The organism is Actinomadura harenae (genome assembly GCF_003696215.1).
Classification (GTDB): domain Bacteria; phylum Actinomycetota; class Actinomycetes; order Streptosporangiales; family Streptosporangiaceae; genus Spirillospora; species Spirillospora harenae.
The window spans coordinates 1-6265 of record NZ_RFFG01000207.1; the positions used below are offsets into that span (position 1 = coordinate 1).

Here is a 6265-nt window from a genome sequence, read left to right on the forward strand (position 1 = left end):
GCGGGTGCGCCGCCACCCGCGCCACCGGCGGCGGGGCGGGGACCGGCGGTGGTGGGGCGGCGGGGCCGCTGACGACGCGGAGGTCGGCGAGGAGGGCGGCGGGGGACGGGCGGTCGGCCGGGGCCTTGGCGAGGCAGCGTCCGATGACCCCGGCGAGGAACGGGTCGACGCCGTCCAGGTCGGGGTCGCGGCTCACGACGCGGTGGACGATCGCCCCCGGGCTGGACGCGTCGAACGGCCCCCGCCCGGTCGCCGCGAACGCCAGGACGCCGCCGAAGGAGAAGACGTCGCTGGGCGGGCCGACCTCGTCCGCCTCGATCTGCTCGGGGGACATGTAGGCGAGCGTGCCGATGACGGCGCCGGTCGCGGTCATGGCGCTCGCGTCGAGGGCGCGGGCGATGCCGAAGTCGATGATCCTCGGGCCGTCCTCGGCGACGATGATGTTGCCCGGCTTGAGATCGCGGTGGACGAGCCCGCACTCGTGGATCGCGGCGAGTCCCTCGGCGAGGCCCGCGCCCAGCTCGCGGACGCGTTCCGGCGGCAGCGCGCCCCGCGCGGCGACGAGCGCCTGGAGCGACGGCCCGGGCACGTACGCGGTCGCCATCCACGGCGACTCGGCCTCGGGGTCGGCGTCGACGACGGACGCGGTGTAGAAGTCGTTCACCTTGCGCGCGGCCTCGACCTCGCGGGCGAACCGCGCGCGGAACCGCGGGTCGGCGGTGTGCTCGGCGCGGATGACCTTCACCGCGAGCCGGCGTCCGGCGGGGGTCTCGGCCAGGTACACCCGGCCCATGCCGCCCGCGCCGAGGCGGGCCCGGACCCGATAGGGGCCGACCTTCTCCGGATCCTCCGGTCCCAGCTCTTCCATGCAAAGGGACGATAGCGTTCCTCTGGCCGCCCGACGCGCCCGGGGGATTTGGGGTCATCCGGTGGGTTTCGGTGGTGTGTGGGGGAGTTCACCGGGTCTTCACGCGCCGTTGCGGCCCGGGTCGGGACGCCGGGTCTACCTTCACGGGGCAGTCCGCCCATGATCCGGAGGCCCCCCAATGCGCCGGAAGTCCCTCCCCCTTCCGCTCCTCGGTACCGCGGCAGCCGTGCTCGCGGTGTCCACGGCCGCGTACGCGGCCGGTTCCGGGGGCGCGAACAAGCCGCTGACCGACCACCTGGTCGGCCGTCAGTCGGACGGTTCCGTCCTCACCTCGAACAACCAGTACGTCACCCCCGCCGGAGTGAGCATCGAGCAGTCCGGTCGGCCCATGGACATGGCCGTCCGCCCGGACGGCAGGACCGCCGTCGACCTCACCAAGTCCGGCAACGGCCTGTTCACCGTGGTCGACCTGGTCACCCACAAGGTCCTCCAGCAGTACACCCCGCCGAAGGGCGTGGGCAGCGGCAACGTCGGCGTGACCGGCCTGCTGTACTCGCCGGACGGCACCACGCTCTGGGCCACCCAGACCAAGAACATCCTGCGGTTCGCGGTCGCCGCCGACGGCACGCTCAGCGCGCCCGTCAGCATCGCCGTCCCGGCCAGCGCGTCCGTGCCGAAGGGCCCGGACGGCAGCGCCGCGCAGCCCCTCCCGACCGGTCTCGCCTGGGCGCCCGACGGCAAGCGCATCGTCGTCGTGTTCAGCGGCTGGGACCGGATCGCCCTGCTCGACCCGGAGACGAACACCTTCGGCGCCCCGACCAAGGTCGGGGTCGCCCCGCGTGACGTCGTGATCGTCGGACGGCACGCGTTCGTCAGCAACGAGGGCGGCCGCGTCCCCGGCGCGGGCGACCACACCAACCTCAGCTACGACTCGCCGGTCGTCGCCGACGCCCGCGACGGCCGCGCGAACAGCGGCACGGTGTCCGAGGTCGACGTGGCGTCGGGCGAGGTCGTCCGGACGTACAAGGTCGGGCTCGACCCGTCCAGCCTGCTCGCGCACGGCACCGACGTGCTCGTCACCAACTCCAGCGACGACACGGTCTCGGTGCTCGACACCACCCGCGGACGCGTCGTCCGGACGTTCAACGTCAACCCGCTGCCCGGCCAGCCGTTCGGCAGCTCGCCCAACGCCTTGGAGTTCCTCGACTCCACGCACCTGGCGGTCAGCCTCGGCCGGGACAACGCCGTCGCCGTCTACCGGTACTCGGGCGGCCACCGCGAACCCGCGTTCGACGGCCTGATCCCGACCGGCTGGTATCCCGGAACGCTCCACTGGGACGCGGCGCTCGGCAAGCTCGTCGTCGCGAGCCAGGCGGGCGTCGGCGCCCTCGGCCCGGACCGGACGATCAGCCAGGGCCCCGGCACCGGCCCCGCCACCGGACGCCAGGTGTACGCGGACGTCGGCACGGTCGGCCTGATCGACCGGCCGACGCCGAAGGAGATGGCGGCCTACACCTCCAAGGTGTTCGCCAACAACCAGTGGCACGGGCTGAAGGAGCGCAACCGGAAGGGCTCGCCGCACGCGCGGCCCGTCGCGGTCCCGGTGCGCACCGGCTCGCCGTCCAAGATCAAGCACGTGTTCGTGATCGTCCGCGAGAACCGGACCTACGACCAGGTGCTCGGGGACGACGCGCGCGGCAACGGCAAGGCCGACCTCGCGCAGTTCGGGCAGAAGGTCACGCCGAACGCGCACGAGCTGGCCAAGCGGTTCCCGCTGATCGACAACCTGTACTCGGACGGCACGAACTCCGCGTCCGGGCACACCTGGCTGGACGCCGCGTTCGTCAACGACTACCTCGAGCGCTCGTACGCCAACTACGTCCGCGACTACGGGCAGCCGGACGCGATGGTCTACCCGAAGTCCGGGTTCCTGTGGGACAACGCGATGGCGCACGGCCTGGACGCCAAGGTCTGGGGCGAGTACGCCGAGTGGTTCTCCACCAAGGACGGCAAGGACTGCGGCGGCTCCTGGCAGCAGTGGTACCAGGACTCCAAGATCCTCGAGGGCAAGGCGCAGGGCGACCCGCACCTGCCGATGGGGACCTGCACCACCAAGACCGACGTCCCGTCGCTGAGCAAGATCCTCTCGCCCGACTTCCCGAACTTCCAGACCAACATCACGGACCAGTACCGGGCCGACATCTTCCAGCGCGACCTCGCCGGATACGAGAAGAGCGGGAAGCTCCCGGCACTGAACATGCTGTGGGTGATGGACGACCACACCAACGGCGTCACCCCCGGCTACCCGACGCCGTCCGCGATGGTCGCCGACAACGACCTGGCCACCGGCCGGATCGTCGACTCCATCTCGCACTCGAAGTTCTGGAAGGACAGCGCGGTCTTCGTCATCGAGGACGACTCCCAGAACGGCGTCGACCACGTGGACGGGCACCGCAACGTCACCATGATCGCCAGCCCGTACGCCAAGCGCGGGGCGGTCGACCACACCTACTACAGCCAGATCAACGTCACCCGGACGATCGAGCAGATCCTCGGCCTGCCGCCGATGAACCAGCTCGACCTCGCCGCGGTGCCGATGTTCAACGCGTTCACCGACAAGCCGGACTTCACCCCGTACACGGCGGTGGCCAACCAGGTGCCGCTGGACACGATGAACAAGGCGGCGGCGCAGGTCACCGACCCGCTGGAGAAGACCTGGCTGACCTGGTCGCAGAAGCAGGACTTCAGGTCCGAGGACAACCTCGCGTTCGCCCCGTTCAACCGGCTGACCTGGTACGCCAGCACCGGCTGGAAGCGTCCGTACCCGGGTGACACCAAGGTCATGACGCCGGACGAGGTGCTCGCGAGGTTCCCGCAGAACGCCCCCCGGGACACCGGGGACACCGACCTGCCGCGCAACCGGGCGCAGGTCCCGCACCATGGCTGACGAGCCGACCGTGGCGGCCGTCGAAGCGCGTGGCCTGACCAGGCGCTTCGACGGCACCGTCGCCGTGGCCGGGCTCGACCTCACGGTCGGGCCCGGCCGGGTGCACGGCCTCGCCGGGCCCAACGGGGCGGGGAAGACCACGCTGCTGTCGATGCTGCTCGGCCTCGTCCGCCCGGACGCCGGGACGCTCCGCCTGTTCGGCCGGACGCACGACGCCGACGGGGCCCGCGCCCGCGACGGCGTCGCCGGGTTCGTCGAGGCCCCGCGCTTCTACCCGTACCTGACCGGCCGCGCGAACCTCGAACTGCTCGCCGGCCTGGACGGCGGCGACGCCCGCGACCGGATCGCGGACGCGCTGGAGACGTCCGGGCTGGGCGACGCGGTGAAGGCCAAGGTCGGCGGCTACTCGGTCGGCATGCGGCAGCGGCTCGGCATCGCCGCGTCCCTGCTGCGCGCCCCGCGCCTGCTGATCCTGGACGAGCCGACCGGCGGCCTCGACCCGGCGGGCATGCGGGACGTCGCGGACCTGGTCCGGCGGCTCGCCGGGGACGGCGTCGCGGTCCTGCTGAGCAGCCACGACATGGACGAGGTCGAGGACCTCTGCGACGACGTGACCATCATGAACGCGGGCACGGCGGTGTTCGACGGGACCATGGCCGAGCTGCGCGGACGCGCGCCCGCGCCCGAGTTCCGCCTGACCACCGGCGACGCCGCCGCCGCGCTGGAACTGGCGTCCGGCGCGTCCGGGCTGGAGGTCTCGAAGGACGGCGACGACGGCCCGCTGTCGGTCCGCGCGACCCGCGACCGCCTGGACGCCTACGTCGTCGACCTGGGCCGCGCGGGGATCCCCGTCCGGAGCCTGACCCTCCGCACCTCGGCCCTGACCTCCCTGTTCTTCGACCTCACCGGCGGCGCCCCGGCCACGGCCTCGGCCCCGGCCGCCGCCCCGACCCTGGAGAAGGCGGCGAGATGACCGCTCTCGACACCCCGTCCGCCGCGTCCGCCGCGTCTGCTGCGTCTGCCGCGCCGGGCGTGGGACGCGGGGGGACGCTGGTCGTGTACCGCTGGGAGACGGCCAAGCTCGTCCGGCAGGTCCGGACGCGGCTGGTCGCGCTCGCCTGCGTCGTCGCGCCGTTCCTGTTCGCCGCGGCGCTGGAGGTCCAGGCCACCACGCCGCAGGACACCCTGTTCGGACGGTGGGTGCACGACAGCGGGTTCGCGATCCCGCTGGTCGTGCTCGGCTTCGCCGGGCAGTGGGCGCTGCCCGCGCTGACCAGCGTCGTCGCCGGGGACATCTTCGCCTGCGAGGACCGGCACGGCACCTGGCGGACGATCCTGACCCGCTCCCGCAGCCGCGCGCAGATCTTCGCGGGCAAGACCCTGGCCGCGCTGACCTACGCCGTCGCCGTGACCGTCCTGCTGGGGGCGTCCAGCCTGCTCGCGGGCGTCCTGGTCGTCGGTCGGCAGCCGCTGGTCGGGCTGTCCGGGACGCTGATCGCGCCCGGCCACGCCACCGCGCTCGTCCTGGCGAGCTGGGCGTCGGCGCTGCCGCCCGTCCTCGGCTTCACCGGCCTCGGCCTGCTGCTGTCGGTCGCGGGCCGCAACGGCGCGCTCGGCATCGGCGGACCCGTCGTGATCGGCCTGGTGATGCAGCTCGCCGCGATGGTGGACCTGCCCGTCCCCGTCCGGACGCTGCTGCTCTCCACGCCGTTCGGCGCCTGGCACGGCCTGTTCGCCGACCCGCCGTTCCGCGGCCCGCTGCTGTGGGGCGCGCTCGTCGGCGCGGGCTACCTGGTCCTGAGCGTCGGCGGCGCGTACGCGCTGCTCCGCCGCCGCGACATCACCGGAGGATGATCACCGTGCCCCGCACCGTCACGCGCCGCGCGACGGCGGCCCTGCTGGCCGCGGCCGTCGCGCTGCCCGCCCTCACGGGATGCGACACCACGGCCGTCACCCGCGACCGGGTGAACGCGGCCGTCGCGCCGACGTTCGCGAACCTGTACGTCCTCCAACAGCAGCTGCGGGGGCGGAAGGTCGCCAAGGCCGCGGTGAAGGCCCACGCCGACTGCGCCCGGGGGACCGGGCCCGACGCGTCCACGCGCGGCGCGGGCGACGACTGGACATGCACGCTGTCCTGGTTCAACGCGGGCCCGGCCGTCACCGCGACCGCGAACTACCAGCTGCACGTCCAGCCGAACGGCTGCTACACCGCCGACGGCGACGGCCCGTCCGACCTGAACGGCACGCCCACCCTCACCGCCGCGGACGGCGCGACCGTCACCAACCCGCTCTGGCGCTTCGACGGCTGCTTCGACATCTCCTGAGCTAGTGCGCTGACCGGGAAGGTTTGCCGGGTTTGGTCACGCGGCTTTGCTGCGGGGGCGGCCCCATCGTTGTTGGCGTTGGCTGCGGATGCGGGCGCGTTCTCGGCGTTGGGCTGCCAGGATGTC

At 73.1% G+C, this 6265-nt stretch carries 5 protein-coding genes; 4 read left to right on the top strand and 1 reads right to left on the bottom strand.

Annotated elements, in window-relative coordinates:
- Positions 1 to 868: serine/threonine-protein kinase (locus EBO15_RS42380; protein ID WP_147481906.1), on the bottom strand; the 868-nt coding region annotated here is incomplete at its 3' end.
- 226 nt (positions 869 to 1094) lie between these two features.
- Between EBO15_RS42380 and EBO15_RS42385 the strand changes: the two genes are divergently transcribed.
- The 4 genes from EBO15_RS42385 to EBO15_RS42400 are packed head-to-tail and all read left to right on the top strand — an operon-like array spanning position 1095 to position 6139.
- Entirely contained in the window at positions 1095 to 3815 is a 2721-nt protein-coding gene (locus EBO15_RS42385; protein ID WP_147481907.1) for a bifunctional YncE family protein/alkaline phosphatase family protein, read from the top strand.
- Entirely contained in the window at positions 3808 to 4788 is a 981-nt protein-coding gene (locus tag EBO15_RS42390; protein ID WP_122200084.1) for an ABC transporter ATP-binding protein, read from the top strand. Before EBO15_RS42385 ends, EBO15_RS42390 begins: the two co-directional genes overlap by 8 nt.
- Positions 4785 to 5669, top strand: a complete 885-nt coding sequence (locus tag EBO15_RS42395) for an ABC transporter permease (protein ID WP_122200085.1) — start codon at positions 4785 to 4787, stop codon at positions 5667 to 5669. The genes EBO15_RS42390 and EBO15_RS42395 overlap by 4 nt, the downstream gene beginning before the upstream one ends.
- Before the next feature lie 5 nt (positions 5670 to 5674).
- Positions 5675 to 6139 carry a hypothetical protein gene (locus EBO15_RS42400; protein ID WP_147481908.1) on the top strand — a complete coding sequence of 155 codons (465 nt, stop codon included), beginning with the start codon at positions 5675 to 5677 and terminating at the stop codon, positions 6137 to 6139.
- The last annotated feature ends 126 nt before the right edge of the window (positions 6140 to 6265 follow it).

Coding starts and splice junctions, on each gene's coding strand:
- EBO15_RS42390 (WP_122200084.1), top strand. CDS start 3,808: ATGGCTGACGAGCCGACCGTGGCGGCCGTCGAAGCGCGTGGCCTGACC.
- EBO15_RS42395 (WP_122200085.1), top strand. CDS start 4,785: ATGACCGCTCTCGACACCCCGTCCGCCGCGTCCGCCGCGTCTGCTGCG.